Below are 19808 nucleotides of genomic sequence, written 5' to 3' on the forward strand. Positions count from 1 at the left end.
GGCTCCGGGAGGTGACCACTACGACGTCGTCCCCCACGACCGCAACGTTCCCGGACCTCGCCGAGCTCCAGCAGGCCTACGCCGAGCTCCAGGCCAAGGGCCTGAAGCTGGACCTCACGCGCGGCAAGCCGTCGGCGGAGCAGCTCGACCTCGCCGAGCCGATGCTGGCCCTGCCCGGCGTGGGCGTGCACACCGACGACACCGGCACAGACACGCGCAACTACGGCGGGCTCGACGGCGGCCTCGCCGTGCGGCGCATCTTCGCCGAGCTCCTCGACGTGCCCGTGGAACAGCTCCTCGCGGGCGGCAACGCGTCGCTGACCGTCATGCACGACATCGTCACGTTCGCCGAGCTGTTCGGCTTCCCCGACTCCCCGAAGCCGTGGGCGCGCGAAGAAACCGTGCGCTGGATCTGCCCGGTCCCCGGCTACGACCGCCACTTCACGATCTGCGAGGCCATGGGCATCGAGATGGTCCCGGTCCCGATGACGCCGGACGGTCCGGACGCCGAGGCCGTTGCCGCCCTCGTCGCCGAGGACCCCACGATCAAGGGCATGTGGGTGGTCCCCACCTACTCCAACCCGGACGGCGCGGTCATCACGGAGGACGTCGCCCGCGCGCTGGTCTCGATGCCCACGGCCGCGCCGGACTTACGCATCCTGTGGGACAACGCGTACGCGGTGCACCACCTGACCGATGACGAGGTGACCAGCCCGAACGCCATCGCGCTGGCGGCGGAGGCCGGCCACCCGGACCGCGTGCTCCTGTTCGCCTCGACGTCGAAGATCACGTTCGCGGGATCGGGCGTCGCGTTCCTCGGGAGCTCGCCGGCCAACATCGCCTGGTACAAGAAGCACCTGTCGGCCGCGTCCATCGGCCCGGACAAGATCAACCACCTGCGGCACGCGATGTTCTTCGGCTCGGCCGACGGCGTACGCGAGCACATGCGCAAGCACCGCGAGATCCTGGCGCCCAAGTTCCAGGCCGTCGTCGACATCCTGGCGCAGCGCCTCGGCGGGTACGGCATCGCCTCGTGGACCGAGCCGAAGGGCGGCTACTTCGTGTCGCTCGACGTCGCGCCGGGCACGGCGTCGCGCGTGGTGGAGCTGGCCAAGGGGGCGGGCATCGCCCTCACGCCCGCCGGTGCCACGCACCCGTACGGCAAGGACCCGGAGAACAAGAACGTGCGCCTCGCGCCGTCGATGCCCCCGCTGGACGAGGTCCGCACGGCGATGGACGGCGTGGCGACCTGCGTGCTCCTGGCGGCGGCCGAGGCCGCGGCGGCGCGCGACTGACCTGCCCTGCCAGAACCCAGGCCCTCAGGTCACCGGAGTGACCTGAGGGCCTGACACGTTGTGGACGGCGCCCCTCAGTCCGCGCAGTGCTTGTTGACCACGAGCACCGGGCACGCCGAGTGGTGCAGCACGGCCTGGCTCGTGGAGCCGAGCAGCAGCCCGCGGAACCCGCCGCGGCCGCGCGAGCCCACCACCACGAGGTCCGACGCCGTGGAGAACTCCGTGAGCAGCTCGGCGCCCGTGCCGTCGAGCACGATCCGCCGGATCCGCAGGCCGGGGTTCTCGGCCTCGTAGCGGTCGATCAGCACGTCCATGCCGGCCCCGATGTCCGCCAGCACCTGCTCGCGGTCGATCGACGACGGTAGCCACGCCAGCATCCCGGCATTGCCGACGGGCACCCCGGTGACGGCGGTCAGCTCCGCACCCCACGCGTTGGCCTGCTCTATCGCGTGCTGCAGCGCCCGCTCGGCCTGCGGAGACCCGTCCACGCCGACGACGATGCGGCGCACGTCCCGGATCTCGCCCGGGCCGGCCGCCACGGCGGCCTCCGTCGCGGCCTCGCCCGACTCGGCCGGCTCGGCGTCCGGCGCCTTCCACTGGACGCCGCGGTTGGTCTCGGCGCGCAGCGGCACCACGACCACCGGGCACCGCGCGTGGGCGGGCAGCGCGGACGACACCGTGCCCAGCAGGCGTTCCGTGAACCCGCCCTTGCCGCGCGTGCCCACGACGGCGAGCCCGTAGTCGCCGGACAGCTCCACGAGCACACCCGCTGCATCACCCGTCGCCACCTCGGTGGTGGCGCGCACCCCGGCGTCGGCCACGCGGGCCTCGGCCTCCGCGAGGACCGACTTGGCGCCCTCCTGGATGGTCGTGTCGTCGAGGGCGGCATAGCCACCGTCGAGTGACGCGGCCGTAAAGGACGGCAATGAATAGCTGCACACGATGTGCAGCGCCCACCCCACGCGATGTGCGTACGCGGTGGCCCAGTCCAGCGCGTGCAGGCTCGCGGCCGATCCGTCCACACCGACCAGTACGACCTCGGATCGTGTCATCGCCAGCCCTTTCCCTTGGCAGTGCACCTTTGCACTCCAACGCTACCGGCGGGGCACAGGTTGTGGGTATCCGGTAGCAAAAAGAATGCCGAAGGATGGCAAAGCAGAGCGCCCGCCAGTGTCCACCCGGTCATCGGGCGGGGCACTGACAGGCGCTCTGCTCGGGTCCTGCGCGGCTGGGCTCAGCCCATGCGGACGAACGTGGGGTTCGACTGCCAGATGGGGCGGAAGTCGACGACGGTGCCGGGCTTGGACGCGTCGATCATCGTGTTGCCACCGGCGTAGATCGAGACGTGGCCGGGCGTCCACATCAGGTCGCCGGGCTGGGCCTCCGAGGCCGGCACGATGGTGCCGTAACCGGGCTGCGCGGACGACGAGTGCGGCAGCGCGATCCCGAGCTGACCGTAGACGTACGCAGTAAAGCCCGAGCAGTCGAAACCACTCGGGCTGGAACCACCGGAGACGTACGGGACGCCGACGTAGCGGCTGGCGATCGAGATCACGGAGTTGCCGATCGCCGAGTCGGGGATGTCGACCGAGGTGGCGACCATGCTGGCGGCCTCGGCAGCCTCCTCGGCGGCGGCCTCGGCAGCCTCTGCCGCTTCCTCGGCGGCGAGCTCGGCCTGGTACTCCTCGTTCTCGGCGGCGGAGACCACGGACACCGCGGCCTTCTCGACGTTGAGCTCGGCGTCGGGGGCGACGGTCACCACGGGAGCGTTGGACAGCGACTCCCGCGCCTGCGCCGTCAGCGCGTTGAGGTCGACCGAGTTCATCTTGGCGGCCGGGCCGGTCTCCATCGGAGCGGCCTGCGCGGCCACCGCGCCACCGAAGGTCGAGACGAGGAGCGCGCCACCCGCGGCGGCGACCGCGGTGCGGCGACCGACGGCGGCGTTCTGGGCGAACTCGGTGAGCGGAGTCACGGGTCGTCGCGCAGCACGGTGGCGTGCGCGTGTGGTACGTGCAGTCACGTAGAACCTCTCCTTGTACGCCTTCGAGGTCAGCTGTCGGGTTCGGGTGGGAGAAATCACCCGGCCGTGCACTCCCGAAGGACTGCCCGGCTTCACCCCGAGGACGCACCCTGGCGCCCGATGGTGGGTCCCCCGCCTCTGTCATGCGGTCGTCTTGGGGCCTCGGGCCGGTGACAGAGTTCGGCGTCCGTCCGAGGACTACCCCGGATAACTCCGGGGGAGCGGTCCGAACTTAGCGGACCTCACCCGCGATGTCACGTTCCGGCAACGAATAACGGAACGTGTCGGACGCGTGGTGACTGGTTTCGGACAAACCGCCCGCCGAAAGGGCCGGTTCTCGCCCACCGAACGGCCGGTTCGAACCCGCTCAGGACGTCGCGACGAAGAGGTGACGCGCCAGGTCCTCGCCCAGCTCAAGGGCGGTGCCGGCGCCGTCGACCGTCACCGTGTACGTCCCGTCGTCGAGCTCAGCGGTGACCCGCGCGCCGGGCACGAGGCCGGCGTCGGACAGGCGGGCCAGCAGCTCGACGTCCGTCTGCAGCGGCTCCGCGATGCGGGTGAGCGACGCCGCGAGCGGCTCGCCCTTCACGCCCTTCTTGGCCGCGGCCTCGAACGCGGAGGGCAGCGAGATGACGCCGGTGAGGAACGGCACGTCCGTGTAGTCCTCGCCGAGCTCCGACAGGCCGGGGATCGGGTTGCCGTACGGGTCGTGGTGCGGGTGGTCCAGCAGGCCCACGAGCCGCTTCTCCACCAGGTCGCTCATCACGTGCTCCCACCGGCAGGCCTCGACGTGCACGTGCTCCCAGTCGAGCTTGATCACGTCGGTCAGCAGGCGCTCCGCGAGGCGGTGCTTGCGCATGACGCGCGTCGCCTTGTCGTGGCCCAGCTCGGTGAGCTCCAGGTGCCGGTCGCCGGTCACGATCACGAGCCCGTCGCGCTCCATGCGCGCGACCGTCTGCGACACCGTGGGGCCGGAGTGCCCCAGGCGCTCCGCGATGCGCGCGCGCAGGGGGGTGATGCCCTCCTCGTCGAGCTCGTAGATCGTCTTGAGGTACATCTCGGTGGTGTCGATCAGATCCGTCACGTCAGCTCCCGTCATGCGCGCAGCCGTCCAGTCGCCCTGGGCTCGGCGCCCCGGGCGTCGGCCCAGGTTCTAGTCTAGTTCTGTGCCACTGACAATCCCGCCACACCTCCTGCCCGCCGACGGCCGGTTCGGCTCCGGTCCCTCCAAGGTGCGCAAGGGGCAGGTCGATCATCTCGTGGCGAACGCCCACGTGCTCGGCACGTCCCACCGCAAGGCGCCCGTGAAGGGCCTGGTGCACCGCATCCGGGAGGGTGTGGCGGAGCTGCTCGGCGCGCCCGACGGCTACGAGGTGGCCCTCGGCAACGGCGGCTCCACCGCGTTCTGGGACGTCGCGACGCTGTGCCTCGTGGAGCGCAGGGCCCAGCACGCGGCGTTCGGCGAGTTCGGCGGCAAGTTCGCGACGGCGACGTCGCGCGCCCCGTTCCTCGAGCCCTCCCAGGTGATCTCGGCCGAGCCGGGCACGGTGGCCTACCTCGCGCCCGCCGACGACGTCGACACCTACGCCACGCCGCACAACGAGACCTCGACCGGCGCCATGGCCCCGGTGCTGCGCCCGGCCGGGCCCGACGGCGCCGTCGTGCTCACCGACGCGACCTCCGGTGCCGGCGCGCTGCCCGTGGACCTGAGCCAGACCGACGCCTACTACTTCGCCCCGCAGAAGGCCTTCGCGGCCGACGGCGGCCTGTGGCTCGCCGTCCTCTCCCCCGCCGCCGTCGAGCGCGCGGCGCGGATCGAGGCCTCAGGACGCTGGGTGCCGGAGTTCCTGTCGCTCACGACGGCGGTCGAGAACTCGCGCCAGGACCAGACCCTCAACACGCCGGCGGTCGCGACGCTGCTGCTCCTCGCCGACCAGGTCGAGTGGCTGATCGCCCAGGGCGGGCTCGAGTGGTCGGCGAAGCGCTGCGCGACGTCGGCCGAGATCCTCTACTCCTGGGCCGAGGCGCGGGACTGGGCCACGCCGTTCGTGGAGCGCCCGGAGGAGCGGTCGACGGTGGTCGGCACCATCGACCTGGCCCCGGAGGTCGACGCCGGACGGCTGCTGGACGAGCTGCGCGCCAACGGCATTCAGGACGTGTTCGCCTATCGGAAGCTCGGGCGCAACCAGCTCCGGGTAGGTATGTTTCCCGCGGTCGAACCCGACGACGTCGCGGCGCTCACCGCCTCCATCGACTACCTCGTCGCAGGCCTCTGACCAGCCTGATCACGTCCGCAATATCCCTTCGACGGGGAGTTCTGCCTATTGTCCCTGGTACAGGGGCTTCTGTAACGTTTCCGCAACAGAGGGAACCATTCTGAGGGGCTGTTCAACACCATGCCAGTGATCGACCACTTCACATTCGGGATCGTGACGCCCCTGCTGGCGTACGCGATCTCGTGCACCGGCGCAGCGACGGGCCTTGCGTGCACGTCTCGAGCCCGAGCAGCCTCGGGCGGCGCGCGCGCGGCGTGGCTCGTGTTCGGCGCCATCGCACTCGGCGGTACCGGGATCTGGGTGATGCACTTCGTCGCCATGCTCGGCTTCTCGGCTTCAGGCGTGACCATCAGATACAACATTCCCGAAACCCTCCTGAGCGCGGCGATCGCCATCGTCGTGGTGGGTGCCGGCCTGTTCATCACGGAGCTGGGCAAGCGAAAGCTGCCCGCGATGATCGTGGGCGGTGCGCTCGCAGGCGCCGGCGTCGCGGCCATGCACTACATGGGCATGGAAGCGATGGAGATGTCGGCGCAGGTCGTCTACAACCCGACCTACGTGATCGCGTCGGTGGTCGTCGCGGTCGTCGCGGCGACGGCGGCGCTCTGGTGCACCGTCCACATCCGCGGCACGCTCGCCACCATCGTGGCCACGCTGATCATGGGTCTGGCGGTGACCGGCATGCACTACACCGGCATGGCGGGTGTCTCGGTGATCAACCCGGTCGACAGCGTCCCGGCCGGCGCGTCCACCATGCAGCTGCTCGTCCCGCTCGTGATGGCGGTGAGCGTCGTGACGTTCCTGCTCATCCTCGGCATCGGCCTCTGGCCCACCGAGGAGGAGCTGCGCACGCAGGCCGAGTTCGAGAACCGGCTCAAGGCGCACACGGAGCAGAGCCAGCGGTTCGAGACCATCCAGCAGGAGCTGCAGCCGGGGCCCGCCCAGTTCGCGCAGACCCATCGCGTGCGCTGACCCTCGGCGACAGTTACTTCGGAGCGCCCGTCCCCCTCGGGGGGCGGGCGCTTCGTCGTTGGGGCGGGGCTTCGTCGTCGGGCGGGCGCTTCGTCGTCGGGGCGGGCGCTTCGTCGTCGGGGCGGGCGCTTCGTCGTCGGGGCGGGGCTTCGTCGTCGGGGCGGGGCTTCGTCGTCGGGGCGGGCGGCTTCGTCGTCCGCCCGACGGCGTGCCTGCCGCCGCGAATGGTGTGACCAGACCCACGTACCGTTAGCAAGGCTAATGATCTAAACTAGTGCGGGTGTCGTCGAGCTCCCGCAGACCGAGCCGAAGCCCGGCCACGGTCGGGGGCGACCTGCGCGTCGCCCTCACCCGCATCTCCCGTCGTCTGCGTGCCGAGCGCGGCGAGGCCGACCTCCCCGAGGGGCAGTTCGGGATCCTGACAGTGCTGCACAAGCACGGCGAGATGTCCCCAGGTTCCCTCGCCGAGCACGAGCGAGTGCGCCCGCCGTCGATGACCCGCGCCGTGAACACCCTGGCGGAGCTCGGCCTCGTCGAGAAGGTGGAGCACGAGACGGACAAGCGCCAGGTCGTCGTCCGCCTCACCGCCGCGGGCGAGCGCGAGGTCGCCGAGACCCGGCGTCGGCGTGACGCCTGGCTCACCAAACAGCTGTCCACCCTGACCGTAGAGGAGAGAGAGATCCTTGCGGGAGCCAGCGAGCTCCTGATCCGGATCGCCGCTCGATGAGCGCCACCTTCGCCAGCCTGAAATACCGCAACTATCGTCTCTGGTTCGCCAGCGCTCTCGTCGCCAACATCGGCACCTGGATGCAGCGCGTGGCGCAGGACTGGGTAGTCCTGACCGTCCTCACCAACAACTCCGGCGTCGCCGTGGGTGTTGTCACCGCGCTGCAGTTCCTGCCCCACATCTTCCTGTCCGCGTGGGCCGGCCTGCTCGCCGACCGCGTCGACCGCCGCAAGCTCCTGATGCTCACGCAGGGCGGCATGGGCGTGCTGGGCCTCGGGCTCGGTGCGCTGGTGCTGTCCGGCGCGGCAGAGCTGTGGCACGTGTACGTGTTCGCGACGCTGCTGGGCGTGGTGAGCGCCGTCGACGGCCCCGTGCGCCAGACCTTCGTCGCCCAGCTCGTGCCGACGACGCGGCTCGCGAACGCCGTCGGCCTCAACTCGTCGAACTTCAACGCCGCTCGGCTCATCGGGCCCGGCGTGGCGGGTCTGCTCATCGCCGCCGTCGGCAGCGGATGGGTGTTCATCATCAACGGCATAGCGTTCGGCGCCGTGATCCTCTCGCTCACCCGGATGCGGGACCTGCGGGTGCTGCCGGTGGCGCCGCGGGCGAAGGGGCAGATCCGCGAGGGCCTCGCCTACATCCGTGGGCGCAGCGACATCGTCGTGATCATGGTCGTGATGGGCGTCGTCTCCACGTTCGGCCTGAACTTCCAGCTCACGTCGGCCATGATGGCGCGCGTCGAGTTCGGCCGGGGCGCCGGCGAGTACGGCATCCTCGGGTCGGTCCTGGCGATCGGCTCGCTCGCCGGGGCGCTCCTGGCGGCCCGGCGGGATCGGCCGCGCGTGCGGCTCGTGCTCGGCGCCGCGTTCGCCTTCGCGATCGCCATGGGCATCCAGGCGGTCATGCCGACCTACCTCGGCTACCTCCTGATGTCGATCCCGGTCGGCTTCGCATCGCTGACCATGCTGACCTCGGCGAACGCGGCGATCCAGCTCTCGGTGGCGCCTGAGGTGCGCGGTCGGGTCATGTCGATCTACATGATGGTGCTGCTCGGCACCACGCCCCTGGGCTCCCCCGTGGTCGGCTGGATCGGCGAGACGTTCGGGCCCCGGTACGCCGTGCTCATCGGCGCGGTGGCCACGCTGCTCGTGGCCGTGCTCGCGACGGTCTGGGCCTACCGGACGTGGCACGTGCGCGTGCGCGCCCGCCTCTCCCGCACCCACCGCATCCCGCGCCCGTACCTCCAGGTGACCTACCCGGACGCCACCCCGGACCCGGAGAAGCAGGCCCTGGCAGCGTGACCTTGGCTGGGCCGATCACCGAGAGTGCGCTTCTACCCAGTCATTGGGCCCGGAAACGACCCGTGTTCTGGGCCAGATCGCTGGGTAGAAGCGCACTCTCCGTGACAGCCCGATGGGGCGCGAGTGCGACCACAGGGGGCGTTCTCGGGCGGTTGTGCACAGGGGGGCGCTTCGTGGTCGGCGCGGCGGGCCCGGCACTGATGAAGTGGGTCCATGCCGAAGACCTTCGCGATCCCGAGAGCGGCGGAACCGCTGCTGCGACGACAAGCGGGCCTGCTCTCCACGCTCCAGTGCGAGGAGCTCGGCATCGGCCGGGAGGTTCGACGACGTCTGGTCCGGCAGCTCCGCTGGACCAGCCCCGCACGCGGCGTGTACGACACCGACCCCGTACCGCTCAACAGCAGGATCAAGGACGACTGGTTCGACTATGCCGCAAGGTGGCGGACCTGGTTCGCGCTGCTCGTGCACGGCCCTGACGCCATCGCCACCGGCTGCTGTGCGCTCGTGCTGCACGGCGTCGCCGGGCTCCCCCGCGATTTCCCGCTGGAGGTCGCCCGCGAGGACCGGTCGCCCCGACGGACGCGCCACGACGTCGCCATGGTGGACTACCCGGCGTTCCCGACCGAGTCGGTCAGCGATCGTACGGTCGCGCGGATCGACCATGCCGCCGCACAGGCACTCCCCAAGCTCCCCCGGCAGAACGCTCTCGCCGTGCTCGACGACCTCGCACGCCGGCACGGGTTCAGCCCGACCCGACTCGTCGCGTTGCACAACCTGGCACGACGGCGGCACGGAGCTGCCCAGCTCCATGAGCTGTTCGCCCTGGTCGACCCGCGCTCGGAGTCACCGGCTGAGTCGTTCGCCCGGTTGTCGTGCCACGACAACGGGGTTCCGCCGGACGACGCCCAGGTGCGGATCGTGCTGGACGGCAGGGTCGTCGCACGTGTCGACTTCATCTGGCGACTCCCCGACGGGCGCTGGCTGGTCGTCGAGATCGACGGTGTCGGCCCGCACACCACCGCACAGGCGCTGGTCCGGGACGCCCCACGCCAGAACCAGATCCTGGCGTCCGGGCAGGTGATCATGCTCCGCTTCCGGCCGTCGGACAACGACCGGCCTGGCGGCATCGGTGCGCAGATCGCGAGGGTACTCGCCCGACATCGATGGACGCCGGGCCGGTACAAAGCCGTGGGCCACCCGCTGGAACTCAACACCCGAGCCATGTCCCGCTCGGGCAGGTGAGAGTGCGCTTCTACCCAGTCATTGGGCCCGGAAAAACCCCATGTTCTGGGCCTAATGACTGGGTAGAAGCGCACCGTCACGCGCCCGGCCCGTTAGATGCCTACCGCCGTGCGGATCGGGCCCAGCAAGAAGTAGACGACGAACAGCGCAGCCGCCACCCACAGGAGCGGGTGGACCCTGCCCGCCTTGCCGACGGCGATCTTGAGCAGCACGAACGAGATCACGCCAGCCCCGATGCCGACCGTGATCGAGTACGCGAACGGCATGAGCACCATCGTGAGGAACGCGGGGATGGCTACCTCGAGGTCCGTCCAGTCGATGCCCGTCACCTGGACCACCATGAGGAACCCGACGATCACGAGTGCCGGGGTGGCCGCCTCGTGCGGCACCACCTCGACGAGCGGCGACAGGAACGTGGTCAGCAGGAACGCCACACCCGTCGTCACCGCGGCGAGCCCCGTCCGGGCGCCGTCGCCCACGCCGGAGGCCGACTCGACGTACGCCGTGTTCGAGGAGACCGAGCCGGCGCCGCCCGACACGGCGGCCAGCGAGTCAACGACCAGGATCTGGGTCGTCCGCGGAGGATTTCCGCGAGAGTCGAGCAGCCCCGCCTCGCCACCGATCGCGACCATCGTGCCCATCGTGTCGAAGAAGTCGGCGATGAGCAGCGTGAACACCAGCAGGATCACGGCGATCGGCCCGATCGCCTCGATGGACCCGAACAGCGAGAACTGGCCGATGAGCGAGAAGTCCGGCAGCGCGACCACCGACTCCGGCAGGGCCGGGACGTTGAGCGCCCAGCCGTCCGGGTTCTCGTCGCCACGCCCACCGATCTGGCCGACCGCCTCGATGATCACCGCGAGCGCCGTCGAGGCAATGATCGCGATGAGGATGCCGCCCCGCACCTTGCGCACCATCAGGACGGCGGCGAGCAGCAGCCCGAACGCGAACACGAACAGCGGCCAGGCGCCGACCGAGCCGCCCATACCGAGCTCCGTCGGGGTCGCGAGGGAGGCGGGGATGCGCACGAACCCGGCGTCGAACACGCCGATGAACGCGATGAACAGGCCGATGCCCACGCTGATCGCGATCTTGAGCTCGCGCGGCACGGCCCTGAACACGGCCTCCCGGAAGCCGGTGATCACGAGGATCAGGATGACGAGACCTTCGAGCACCACGATGCCCATGGCGTCGGCCCAGGTCATGCCCGGCAGCGCGGCCACGGAGTAGGCCACGACGGCGTTCAGGCCGAGCCCCGCCGCGAGCGCCAGCGGGAAGTTCGCGACCAGGCCCATGAGGATCGACATGACGCCGGCCACGAGCGCGGTCGCCGCCGCGATGGCCGCAAGGTCGCCGCCCTCGGCGTCGCCGCCGAGGAACTGTCCGGTCCCGTCGGGCACGGTGCCGAGGATGAGCGGGTTGAGCACGACGATGTAGCTCATCGTGAAGAAGGTGACGAGGCCGCCGCGCACCTCCGTCCACACCGTGGACCCGCGCTCGCTGATCTTGAAGAACCGGTCGACGGCGCCCCGCGCCTGGGCCTGGTCGTGAGCCATGGTCCGATGTTCCCCTTCGTTACCCGATGTTGCCTGGCGACGTGCCGCCCACCGCCCTCTGAAGCATGCGCTCCACGGACGGCACCCGGGTCATCACGTAGTCGACGCTGAGGTGGTGGAAGTCCCGGTACACGGGATGCCTGATGTCGCCGACGCCGCAGGTGTGCTCGTCGCACGTCCGCGACCAGACGCCGTCCCACGTCGTGACACCGTACTTCTTCCATGTTTCGGCGCTGATACGCGGAAGGTCACCGTTGGATTTCTCGGCCTCCGCGCGCGACATGCTGCAGTCGCCGAGCCCGGACCAGGGCCGGGTGAGGCATTCGAGCGGGTCCACGTCGAGCTTCGGGTTGTCCTTGACGGCCACCACGGCGGGGGTCACGGCGGTCATGCGGGCGAACAGCTCGTCGTTCGCGCGCGCCCAGGTGCTGCGCACCTCGGCCTCGGTCATCCGGCCGCCGTCGGCGTGCTGCATGCGGTCGGCGTAGATCTGCGCCTGGCTGACGACGACGGCGTCGGGCCGCAGCTCCTCGACGACGCGCACCGACTCGGCCTGGAAGTCGCCGCACGGCCCGCGCTCGGCGGGCTGCTGCACGTTGACCTCTGCCGCCGGACAGCCGTGCCGCCAGCGGACGGCGAGCCGCAGTCCCGCGTCGTCCGCCGCGGCGTCGAACGCGGGGATCCAGTGCATGGTGTGCGAGTCGCCGAGCAGGAGCACCGTTGTGGTCGCGGAGACGTCGCCCAGCAGGCAGACCTCCGTGCCCGACGGCGTCCAGGTGGTCTCGGTGCACCCGTACGGCTTGGGCTCCGCGCCGGCCTCGACCGCCGTGGCGTACGGCTCGCGCTGCAGGACGGCGCCGGTGGCGACCCGCGTGCCGACGGTGAGGGTGCCGACGGCGAGCCCGATCACCAGGGTCACCGCGGCGGTGCGCCGCCACGACCGCATGGCCGCGCTGAACCGGACCGGGTTCTCGACCCAGTAGTAGGTCGCGAAGGCGGCCCCGAGCGCGCCGAGGGAGGCGAGCACCTTGATCCAGACCGCGTCGTCCTGCACGGCCGCGGTGGTGAGCACCACGAACGGCCAGTGCCAGAGGTACCAGGAGTAGGAGACGTCGCCGAGCCGCTGCAGCACCGGCAGGTCGAGCACGCGGTCCACCCAGGTGCGCGGGGCGCCGTCCGACGCCGAGACGCTGCCCGCCGCGAGCACGAGCAGCGCGCCGCCGACGGGCAGCAGGGCGACGGTGCCCGGGAACGGGTCGGTCTCGTGCACGACCGCGAACGAGAGCGCCAGCAGGGCGAACCCCGCGGTGCCGAGCAGCGCCCTGAGCACCACCGGCCGGAGGCGGGAGCGTTCGGCGAGCCGCCCCCACGGCAGCGCGGCCACGAGGGCGGCGCCCGCGAACTCCCAGGCGCGCGTGGGCAGGATGTAGAACGCCCAGTCGGGCACGGCCGTCGTGAGCCACACCGAGGCGGCGAGCGACACCACGAACGTCCCGGCGAACAGGAACTGCAGCATCCGCCGCACCGGCAGGCGGGTGCGCCGCGCGACCGCGACGGCCAGCAGGATCAGCAGCGGCCAGAAGATGTAGAACTGCTCCTCGATGCCGAGCGACCAGGTGTGCAGGTACGGGCTCGGCGTGACGGTGTCGGAGAAGTAGTTCTGGCCCTGGTACGGGAACAGCAGGTTGGACACGAACAGCATGGCCGAGGCCGCGTGCCACGCGAGGCGGCCCCAGACCAGCGGCGACAGGATCAGCAGGCACGCGAGCAGCGTGACCACCACGACCAGCGCGAGCGCCGGCACGAGGCGGCGCATGCGGCGCGTCCAGAACTCGACGAGGTCGACGGTGCCGCTGCGGTCCACCTCGCGCAGCAGCAGCGAGCTGATGAGGTAGCCGGAGATCACGTAGAAGACGTCGACGCCGGTGAACCCGCCGGGGATCGCGATACCCGCGTGGTAGACGACGACGGCGAGCACGGCGACCGCACGCAGGCCGTTGATGTCGGTGCGGAACGCGTGTCCGGCGCCCGGGGTGGCGGGTGCCCGGCCCGCCCCTGGGCTGCGGGGCTCCGGAAGCGGTCCGGTGGGTCGGTCGACGGCGGTCGTCGTCGCCTGCGCCATTTTTCTCCTGCGGTCGTTCCGGACGGGGCGTCACACACCATAACGGGCACAACGGGCCGGGCTGCCCGGTTATCGAGGAGGGTCTGGGGAGAGTGCGGGCCTGTCTGGCTGCACCTCCGGCTCAGTCGATGAACACGTGCGAGCAGACCAGCACCGGCGCGACGGCGGTGCCGCCGTCGCGCACGCAGCCGATGGCGCTGCGCCGCAGCTCCGCGTTCACCAGGTTCTCCCGGTGCGACGGCGAGTCGAGCCACGCCTGCACCACGTCCTGCGGCGGGTTGGCGGTCCGGCTGAGGTTCTCGGCGACGAGCCCTCCGGGGCAGCTCTGCCGCACGGGCGGCAGGGGCGCGTGCACGAGCTCCGGCGCGCCGATCAGCGCCTCGGCACGGTCCACGGCGACGGGCTGGAGGCAGTCGTCGTGCTCCAGCGCGGCGACGCCGACCTGCGCGCGGGCCGCGTTCACGCCGTCCTCCAGCGTCGCCGCGTACTGCTCGGGGTCGGTCAGGTCCACGCCGGCGGGCGCGGTCCAGGTGGCCGTGGGGGCCGCCGTCAGCTCCGGGGTGCCTCCCCCCGTGGCACAGGCCGTGAGCAGCGCGGCGGCCGTCACGAGCAGGACGGCGAGGCGGGTCGGGTTGCGGGGCACGACGTCGATTCTGCTACGCCAGGAACACGTGCGCGCAGATCATGACCGGCGCGGCGGGATCGCCGCCGTCCGGCACGCAGGCGATGGCGCCGCGGGTGAGGTCGCCGTTCAGGATGTTGGCCCGGTGGCCCTCGGAGTCCATCCAGCCCTGCGCCGCCTCCGCCGGGGACCACCCGCCCTTGGCGAGGTTCTCCGCGACCGCCATGGTGGGACAGGCCTGGAAGATCGGGTCGAGCGGCGCGTGCGCGAGCTCCTGCCCGATCAGGTCCCTGGCCCGCTCCAGCGCGACGTCGTAGGCGCAGGCGTCGTGGACGAGGGCCGGCAGGCCGTTCGCCGTGCGGTGGCCGTTGACCGCATCCTCCAGCGCCCCGGCGTACTGCACGGCGTCGGTCAGGTCGGGCTGGGCGGCGCCGTCGCCGGAACCGCCGCCGGAGCCCTCGCCCGTCCCGTCCCCTGTGCCGCCGCCGGAGCCGGAGTCACCGGAATCACCGCCGCCGCTGCCGCCGTCGCCCGCACCGGCCTCCCCGCCGGTCCCCGGCGTCGGCTCGCGGTCCGCACCGCGCGACGCCCCGCCGCTGGGCGCCGGCTGCACGTCGACGGTGCCGAGCTCCTCCGTGTGCCTGCCCCGGATCGGCTCCACCGCCGTGGGCCGCGGCTGCTCGGACGGCTGCCGGTCCGGCTGCTCGGACGCCCGCTCGATCGGCACGGCCACGCCCACCACGCCGGGCGCGACCCCCGGCTCGGGCATCGGCTCGGCGACCTGCTCCGGCATCGGCTCGATGCCGGGGTTGAGCACCACCGAGCACGCCGTCAGGCACAGGCTCGCCGCCGCGGCCAGGGCCAGGAACGCGGCGCGCCGAGCGCGCGACGGCCGGCCCGCGGACGACGTCGTACGGGGTGCTGGGGACACAAGCCCGGACAATACCGGCGATCGCGACGGGGCGGAATGCCCGGAACCGCACCGCTGCCCGGGCCGGGCGGCCGCCCTGGACCCGCGCCCCGGTCGCCGTCCGGCGGGGGCCGTGTTTTCCTGGTGGTCGATTTCCGATTCAAACGATCGGATACATCGAGTAAACGGAACCCGGAGCCGCCGGCATGGAAGCATTCGCCTGGAATCCCCACCGCAACAACCTTCCCCGCCCGTTCCGCGACCGGTTCGTCGGCCCGCGGACCAACAACTTCGGCGACCTCCTCGGACCGCTCATCGTCCAGTCGATCTGCGACCGCGAGGGCCTGCCCTGGCCGGGTCCCGCCCGGCCCGGCCGCCTGATCACCGTCGGTTCCGTGCTCCACGTGGCGAGCGACGGCGACGTCGTCTGGGGGTCCGGCGTCAACCCGAACGTCCGGGTGGCCCGGCACCGGTTCGCCGCACTGGACGTCCGTGCCGTCCGGGGGCCGCGCACCCACGCGTTCCTCACCGGCCGCGGCCATGACGTCCCCACGGTGTACGGGGACCCGGCGCTGCTGCTGCCCAGCCTGTTCCCCGTCGTCGCCCGGTGGGCCGCGACCAAGCGGCACGCCCTCACCGTGGTCCCGAACCTGCACGACTGGGAGCGCCTCGGGGACCACCCGCGGGCGGTCGACCCGTGCTCGGGCCTGTGGCACGTGCTGCGCACCATCGCCCAGAGCGAGCGAGTGGTCGCCTCGTCCCTGCACGGGCTGATCGTGGCCGAGGCGCTCGGCATCCCGGCCACGTTGCTCGGCGGGCACGAGAAACCCCTGAAGTACCAGGACTACTACGAGGGCACCGGCCGCACCATGCCGGCGCCCGCCACCACGCTCGACGAGGCGCTCCGCCGTCCGGCCGAACCGCCGGACCTCTCCGGCTGGGACGCGCACGCCCTGTACCGCGCCTTCCCCAGGGACCTGTGGGACGACGCCGGCTCCGGTGACGACGTCGTCCCCGGCCGTGAAGCCGCGGGAACCGACGTCGCGGAGACAGACGCCGCATGACCGAGACACTGCACCGGCCGCGGTCCCTGCACGAGATCCGCCTGGCCACGCTCGACGTCCTCGCCGACGTCATCGGCACCGGACGTGACGTCGCGCTGCTCCAGGCGCCGAACCAGCGCAACGTCGGTGACACCCTCATCTGGCTCGGCGAGCGCGAGTACCTCGCGGCCCTCGGGCTCCGGCTGCGGCACGTCAGCGACCCGGGCGGCTACGACCCCCGCACGGTCCGCGCGAGCCTGCCCGACGGCGGCGTCGTGCTGCTGCACGGCGGGGGCAACTTCGGCGACCTCTGGTACGGGCACCAGCTCCACCGGGAGCGGGTGGCGCGCGACTTCCCGGACCTGCCGATCGTCCAGCTCCCCCAGTCGGTGTACTTCGCCTCGCCGGCCAAGGCCGCGCAGGCCAACGCGGAGCTCGGCGCGCATCCCGACTTCACGCTCCTGGTCCGGGACCGCGGTTCCGAGGCGCGCGCCGGGCAGCAGCTCCCGGACGTGCCGACGCGGTACTGCTGGGACCTGGCGCTCGGCTGGCAGCCGCCGAGCCGCCGCCTTTCCCGCCGCGGGCTTTCGCGCCGCGCGCTCCCGCGGCCCGCCCGCTGGCTCCCGCGGCCCGCCCGCTCGCTCTCGCGGGCCGCCCGCTCGCTCTCGCGGGCCGCCCGCCGTCCGCTGGTGCTGGCGCGCGCGGACCACGAGGCGGCGTCGGGGCTCGGCTCGGCCGACGTCGCAGCCCGGCTCGGGACGACGGTCGACCGGCGCGACTGGGGCGGCCTAGGGCTCGACGCCGCCGCGTGGCACCTGCTCCGCGTCCTGCCGCACCTGTCGCACCGCGTCCCGGCGCTGCGCGGGACGGCGGTCCAGCCGCTGCTGCGTGCGTGCCTCACGGCGATCAACACGATCAACGTCCGCGCGGGCGTGCGCCTCCTGCGCGACCGGCCCGTGGCGGTGGTGGACCGCCTGCACGCCCACGTGCTGGCCGCGCTGCTCGGGGTGCCCCACGTGGCGCTGGACAACAGCTACGGGAAGATCAGCACCGTGTACGCCGAGTACACCCACGTCCTGGCCACCGCATGGTTCGCGCGGGACCTGGACGAGGCCCTCGACCAGGCCCGGACGCTCGTCGGGGCGAAGGAGACCGCGTGATCGCCTTCGTGACGTCGCTCCGGCACCCCGTGAACTCCGACGACTACCCGCGGGTCGAGGCGCTGCTGCGGGACACCCTCCGGTCGCTCACGGCGCAGGACCACCCGGACTTCGCGGTCTTCGTCGTCGGCAACCAGGCGCCCGCGTTCCCGCTGCCGGAGCAGGTGCACTTCGTACCCGTCGACTTCCCGCCGCCGGTCCGGACCAGGGGGCCGCGGACGCCGCGGGACGCCTTCGTGAGGGACAAGGGCACCAAGATCGGCGTCGGGCTGCTCGCCGCGCGGGCGGTGGAGCCGGACCACGTCATGATCGTCGACGCCGACGACTTCGTGCACCGCGGCCTGGCCGGCTTCGTGGCCCGGCACCCGGGCGCTCCCGGCTGGGTGCTCACGGACGGGTACATCTACTCCCGCGCCCGGCAGACCTTCCGGCGTCAGCGGACCTTCAACCGCGCGTGCGGCACCAGCCACGTGGTCCGCTACGACGCCTACGCGGTGCCGGACCACCTCGGTCCCGAGGCGTCCCAGGAGCAGGTTGTCGCGGGCTACGGCGAGCGGCTGCCCACGATCCTCGGCGCCCACCACCACGCGGTGGACTGGCTCGGCGGCCACGGCTTCCCGCTCGCCCGGCTGCCCTTCCGGGGCGCGGTGTACCAGGTGGACACGGGCGAGAACCACTCGGGGTACACCCTGCGCGGCCCCTCGGTCCCGGTGACGCGCCGGTTCGCGGAGACGTTCGGGGTGCCGCCGCGCGACGAGCGCGGCGAGGCCGTGTGGCGCGCGCTGGGCCCACGCGCGGCGGCGGAGCCGGTCGCCGACCTGGCCGGCAAGGTCGCGCGCCGGCTCCGGGGCGCTACTCCGTCCCGCGTGCCCGGCCCGTGACCCGCCGCACGGCCCGCGCGAGCAACCGGGCATCACCCCGGAGCGCGGGCCACAGCGCCACCTCGACCCCGAGCACGAGCACCATGGCGGCCACGGCCACGCCCACCGACACCCACGGATGCGTCGAGCCGACGAGCTGGGCCAGCCCGCCGCCCGCCGCACCTGCCACGGCGTGCGCGACGACCACCCGGACCGCGCCCGACGCGACGCCGCCGACGGGCACCTCCCCCGCACGGCCGGCCCGCCACAGGCTGACCGGCCAGAGCACCGCCGTCGCCACGGCATAACCGACGGCGACGCCCGTCAGCCCCCACCCGCTCCCCACCAGCACGGCCACGACCACCAGCGGCCGGGTCCACAGGGCCAGCCGGAGCTGCGCCCGCGTGGCGCCCGCCGACAGGAAGATCCAGCCGGGTACCGCCGTCAGCGCCTGGAAGACGCCCGCGACCGCCAGCGCCGAGACCAGGGGCACCAGGTCGAGCCAGCGCGGCCCGAGGACGATCTCCACCACGGGGCCCGGCACGAAGACCAGGAGCATCAGCAGGGGCACGATCACGTGGCCGAGCACGGCCTGCCCGCTCACCACGTACCGCGCGTACGGGCCGACGTCGTGCCGCAGGCGGGCGAGCACCGGCAGCGCCACGCGCGCCGCGGGCCAGACGAGCTGGCCCACCGGCAGCATCATCATCTGGAAGGCCCGGTTGTACAGGCCGGTCGCGGCGGCCCCGAACCGGGCGCCCACCACCACGGTGTCGACGTTCATCCCGACGTAGTTCACGACCTGCGCGCCGAGCAGGTGCGCCCCGTACGAGACCTGCTCCCGGACCGCCGCCGTCCGGTCCGGGAGCCCCGGCCGCCAGCCGGCCAGGCCGACCGTGAGGACCGTCGCGACCAGGACGACGGTGACCTGCTGCGCCACCAGGGCCCAGTACGAGCCGGTCGCTACCGCCACTGCTATCGCCGCGCACGTGCCGGCCAGCGCGGCGGCCACCTCGACCCCGGCGACGGTCGTGAACCGCAGGTCGCGGAGCAGGCTCGCCCGGAACTGCGCCACGAAACCGCTGAGCACGAAGACGACGGCGAGCCAGCGGGCGACGTCCGCGAGCGCCGGCTCGCCGTACGCCGCCGCGATCAGCGGCGCCGCGAGCGCCACGACGGCGCCGGCGAGCACCCCGAGCGCCGCGTTGAGCCAGAAGAGGTTGTCCCGCTGCCCCCGTGTGAGCGTCGGCGCCTGGATCGCGGCCTTCGAGAGCCCGAAGTCCTGCAGCAGGTCGGCGAGGCCGACGACCGCCAGCACCATCGCCAGGTAGCCGTAGTCGCGGGGGTCGAGCAGCCGGGCGAGCACCGTGAGCGACACGAGCTGGAGGCCCACCCGCGCGGCCTGCGCCGCCATCGTGACGGCGCCGCCCCGTGCGGCGTCCCGGCCGAGCGCCGCGTCCCGGGGCGCCTCGGCGACCGAGGCGACGTCCGAGCCGACGTCCGAGCCGACGTCCGGGCCAACGCTCAATGCCGCGCCGGGTGCTCGCGCCCTGGTACTGGCCACCGTGCCTCCCCGCTCCGGAACCGGAGTACCCGACAGATTCGATAGGACACTAACCGGAGATGCCGACGCCGGCATGTCGGCGCCGACCCACGGTCCGCCCCGGTCGCGGGACCAACCCGGTTCACCTACTGTGAATTG

The 19808-nt window shown here is 72.3% G+C and carries 17 protein-coding genes and 1 riboswitch; of the genes, 9 read left to right on the forward strand and 8 right to left on the reverse strand.

Annotated elements, in window-relative coordinates; genetic code table 11:
* Positions 1-11 precede the first annotated feature (11 nt).
* On the forward strand, positions 12-1295 hold the full coding sequence (locus tag AC0QU1_RS23780; RefSeq protein WP_483572937.1) for an aspartate aminotransferase type Ic: 1284 nt from the start codon (positions 12-14) through the stop codon (positions 1293-1295).
* Between the two features lie 74 nt (positions 1296-1369).
* On the opposite strand, the gene AC0QU1_RS23785 is transcribed toward AC0QU1_RS23780, so the two are convergent.
* The 3 genes from AC0QU1_RS23785 to AC0QU1_RS23795 all read right to left on the reverse strand — a co-directional run bounded on the left by AC0QU1_RS23785 (position 1370) and on the right by AC0QU1_RS23795 (position 4399).
* Positions 1370-2347, reverse strand: coding sequence for a universal stress protein (locus AC0QU1_RS23785; protein ID WP_483572939.1), 978 nt, complete (start codon positions 2345-2347; stop codon positions 1370-1372).
* A gap of 182 nt (positions 2348-2529) precedes the next feature.
* Positions 2530-3267 carry a C40 family peptidase gene (locus AC0QU1_RS23790; RefSeq protein WP_483572940.1) on the reverse strand — a complete coding sequence of 246 codons (738 nt, stop codon included), beginning with the start codon at positions 3265-3267 and terminating at the stop codon, positions 2530-2532.
* 50 nt (positions 3268-3317) lie between these two features.
* A riboswitch (cyclic di-AMP (ydaO/yuaA leader) is annotated at positions 3318-3480 on the reverse strand.
* Between the two features lie 202 nt (positions 3481-3682).
* Positions 3683-4399: an iron-dependent transcriptional repressor DtxR gene (locus AC0QU1_RS23795; RefSeq protein ID WP_483572942.1), complete on the reverse strand. Its 717-nt coding sequence runs from the start codon at positions 4397-4399 to the stop codon at positions 3683-3685.
* An 82-nt stretch (positions 4400-4481) separates the two neighbouring features.
* Between AC0QU1_RS23795 and serC the strand changes: the two genes are divergently transcribed.
* The 5 genes from serC to AC0QU1_RS23820 all read left to right on the forward strand — a co-directional run bounded on the left by serC (position 4482) and on the right by AC0QU1_RS23820 (position 9833).
* Positions 4482-5591: a phosphoserine transaminase gene (serC, locus tag AC0QU1_RS23800; RefSeq protein ID WP_483572943.1), complete on the forward strand. Its 1110-nt coding sequence runs from the start codon at positions 4482-4484 to the stop codon at positions 5589-5591.
* A gap of 153 nt (positions 5592-5744) precedes the next feature.
* On the forward strand, positions 5745-6563 hold the full coding sequence (locus AC0QU1_RS23805; protein ID WP_483572945.1) for an MHYT domain-containing protein: 819 nt from the start codon (positions 5745-5747) through the stop codon (positions 6561-6563).
* Positions 6564-6843: 280 nt separating this feature from the next.
* Entirely contained in the window at positions 6844-7290 is a 447-nt protein-coding gene (locus tag AC0QU1_RS23810) for a MarR family winged helix-turn-helix transcriptional regulator (protein WP_483572947.1), read from the forward strand.
* Complete coding sequence (locus AC0QU1_RS23815; RefSeq protein WP_483572948.1) at positions 7287-8591, forward strand: MFS transporter; 1305 nt, start codon at positions 7287-7289, stop codon at positions 8589-8591. The genes AC0QU1_RS23810 and AC0QU1_RS23815 overlap by 4 nt, the downstream gene beginning before the upstream one ends.
* A gap of 213 nt (positions 8592-8804) precedes the next feature.
* Complete coding sequence (locus AC0QU1_RS23820; protein ID WP_483572950.1) at positions 8805-9833, forward strand: hypothetical protein; 1029 nt, start codon at positions 8805-8807, stop codon at positions 9831-9833.
* A 92-nt stretch (positions 9834-9925) separates the two neighbouring features.
* Here the strand turns inward: AC0QU1_RS23820 and AC0QU1_RS23825 are convergent, their stop codons facing one another.
* The 4 genes from AC0QU1_RS23825 to AC0QU1_RS23840 form a co-directional block, all read right to left on the reverse strand.
* A complete protein-coding gene (locus tag AC0QU1_RS23825) occupies positions 9926-11389 on the reverse strand; it encodes an NCS2 family permease (protein WP_483572952.1) in 1464 nt (487 codons plus the stop codon).
* A gap of 19 nt (positions 11390-11408) precedes the next feature.
* The gene (locus AC0QU1_RS23830) at positions 11409-13511 is read right to left on the reverse strand and encodes an acyltransferase family protein (RefSeq protein ID WP_483572953.1); all 2103 of its coding nucleotides are present in this window, start codon (positions 13509-13511) and stop codon (positions 11409-11411) included.
* Between the two features lie 121 nt (positions 13512-13632).
* Positions 13633-14154, reverse strand: a complete 522-nt coding sequence (locus tag AC0QU1_RS23835) for a CAP domain-containing protein (protein WP_483572954.1) — start codon at positions 14152-14154, stop codon at positions 13633-13635.
* A gap of 13 nt (positions 14155-14167) precedes the next feature.
* The gene (locus tag AC0QU1_RS23840) at positions 14168-15064 is read right to left on the reverse strand and encodes a CAP domain-containing protein (RefSeq protein ID WP_483572956.1); all 897 of its coding nucleotides are present in this window, start codon (positions 15062-15064) and stop codon (positions 14168-14170) included.
* 185 nt (positions 15065-15249) lie between these two features.
* Between AC0QU1_RS23840 and AC0QU1_RS23845 the strand changes: the two genes are divergently transcribed.
* Genes AC0QU1_RS23845 through AC0QU1_RS23855 form a run of 3 tightly spaced genes read left to right on the forward strand, consistent with a single transcriptional unit; the run spans position 15250 to position 18127 of the window.
* Positions 15250-16107, forward strand: a complete 858-nt coding sequence (locus AC0QU1_RS23845; RefSeq protein WP_483572958.1) for a polysaccharide pyruvyl transferase family protein — start codon at positions 15250-15252, stop codon at positions 16105-16107.
* Positions 16104-17246, forward strand: coding sequence for a polysaccharide pyruvyl transferase family protein (locus tag AC0QU1_RS23850; RefSeq protein ID WP_483572959.1), 1143 nt, complete (start codon positions 16104-16106; stop codon positions 17244-17246). The genes AC0QU1_RS23845 and AC0QU1_RS23850 overlap by 4 nt, the downstream gene beginning before the upstream one ends.
* Positions 17243-18127, forward strand: coding sequence for a glycosyltransferase family A protein (locus AC0QU1_RS23855; RefSeq protein WP_483572960.1), 885 nt, complete (start codon positions 17243-17245; stop codon positions 18125-18127). Before AC0QU1_RS23850 ends, AC0QU1_RS23855 begins: the two co-directional genes overlap by 4 nt.
* On the opposite strand, the gene AC0QU1_RS23860 is transcribed toward AC0QU1_RS23855, so the two are convergent.
* Positions 18099-19670 (reverse strand): lipopolysaccharide biosynthesis protein, encoded by a 1572-nt coding sequence (locus AC0QU1_RS23860; protein WP_483572962.1) that lies wholly within the window; start codon positions 19668-19670, stop codon positions 18099-18101. The two genes, AC0QU1_RS23855 and AC0QU1_RS23860, sit on opposite strands and share 29 nt — an antisense overlap.
* Positions 19671-19808: the final 138 nt, after the last annotated feature.

Source organism: Promicromonospora noduliphila, from assembly GCF_056951025.1.

Coding starts and splice junctions, on each gene's coding strand:
- AC0QU1_RS23785 (WP_483572939.1), bottom strand. CDS start 2,347: ATGACACGATCCGAGGTCGTACTGGTCGGTGTGGACGGATCGGCCGCG.
- AC0QU1_RS23815 (WP_483572948.1), top strand. CDS start 7,287: ATGAGCGCCACCTTCGCCAGCCTGAAATACCGCAACTATCGTCTCTGG.
- AC0QU1_RS23820 (WP_483572950.1), top strand. CDS start 8,805: ATGCCGAAGACCTTCGCGATCCCGAGAGCGGCGGAACCGCTGCTGCGA.
- AC0QU1_RS23825 (WP_483572952.1), bottom strand. CDS start 11,389: ATGGCTCACGACCAGGCCCAGGCGCGGGGCGCCGTCGACCGGTTCTTC.
- AC0QU1_RS23830 (WP_483572953.1), bottom strand. CDS start 13,511: ATGGCGCAGGCGACGACGACCGCCGTCGACCGACCCACCGGACCGCTT.
- AC0QU1_RS23845 (WP_483572958.1), top strand. CDS start 15,250: ATGGAAGCATTCGCCTGGAATCCCCACCGCAACAACCTTCCCCGCCCG.
- AC0QU1_RS23850 (WP_483572959.1), top strand. CDS start 16,104: ATGACCGAGACACTGCACCGGCCGCGGTCCCTGCACGAGATCCGCCTG.